We start from the raw sequence: 1071 nt of genomic DNA, 5'->3' as shown, positions 1-1071 counted from the left end.
TGCGCGCAGCGCGGTCTGGACCCGGTGCGAACCTACGCGGAGCTGACCGCGCGTTACCCAGCGCCGCGCCTGCACCGGCCGGACAACCTCGACACACGCCGGGCCAGGTGTTTCTCCGAGGCCGAGCTCAAGGCGCTTGAGACCGCGGGCCCCGAGGTTTTGGCTGATTTGAGAGAATGACTGTCAGGGGTTCCGAGGCCTGGGAGGTCCAAGGACATACCCGGATGCGGGCAAGGGGTCAGCTGTGATCCAGTGGCCCTTTCCGACCCGCAGGCGTTTCCGCGTTGGGGCGCCGATTACAAACAAAGAGGCATCGGCCAGGACGACAAGATGAAATTCTCCGATTTGAAGATAGGCACGCGCTTGAGCGTCACCATCGGTATCCAACTCCTTCTGATGGTGGCCATGGCGCTGGTGGGCTTTGTCAGCCTCTTGAAGATGAACGAGGCCTCGTATGCGGGCTACCTGGCCCAAAAGCGCGTGGCCTTGGCGACCGACTGGATGCGCACGATCGAGGTCCACCAGGAAGTGCTCACGGCCTATGTGCGTACCTACAACCCGGTGGAGAACCAGCGCCTGGAAGCGCTGATGACGAGTCATACCAATCGCATGCTGGAATTGCAGAAAGCATCGCAAGAAATCGCCTCGCCTCAGGGGCGCGAGATGCTGGATCGCGTCAATGTTCAGGCAAAGGCCTACCGCGAGGCGCGCAACGAGCTGAACGCTTTGAAGCAGCGCAACAGCACCGAAGACCTCTACCTCATGCACACCCTCAATGAGCAGCGCCTGAGCCCGGGCTTGCGCGCCTATGCCGCCGAGGTGCAAAAGCTCAGTGAGGTGTCTCAAGCGGAGGCCGAGGAGGCGGCCACGACCGCGCGCGCCACCTGGGAGCGCAGTCGCGTGCTGCTGCTGCTGTGCAGCGCGATTGCCTTGAGCGCCGGCGTGGCGCTCGGCCTGACCATCGCCCGCAGCATCACCCGGCCCATTGCCGAGGCGGCGCGTCTGGCCGATGCCGTGGCCGCGGGCGATCTCAGCCAGCGCCTGGAGTCGAACGCCAAGGACGAGACCGGC

1 protein-coding gene and 1 pseudogene are annotated in these 1071 nt (G+C 64.3%); both read left to right on the top strand.

The window, feature by feature from the left end; all coding sequences use genetic code 11:
- Positions 1-180, top strand: a pseudogene (locus HGR_RS17495) (hypothetical protein); the annotation flags it as partial.
- Positions 181-330: 150 nt separating this feature from the next.
- Positions 331-1071, top strand: a 741-nt coding sequence (locus HGR_RS02040; protein WP_138922361.1) for an MCP four helix bundle domain-containing protein, incomplete at its 3' end; no start/stop codon positions are given.

The organism is Hylemonella gracilis ATCC 19624 (assembly GCF_000211835.1).
GTDB lineage: Bacteria > Pseudomonadota > Gammaproteobacteria > Burkholderiales > Burkholderiaceae_C > Hylemonella > Hylemonella gracilis.
The sequence above is the reverse complement of the archived record's forward strand: the minus strand, read 5'-3'. Positions and strand labels throughout refer to the sequence as shown.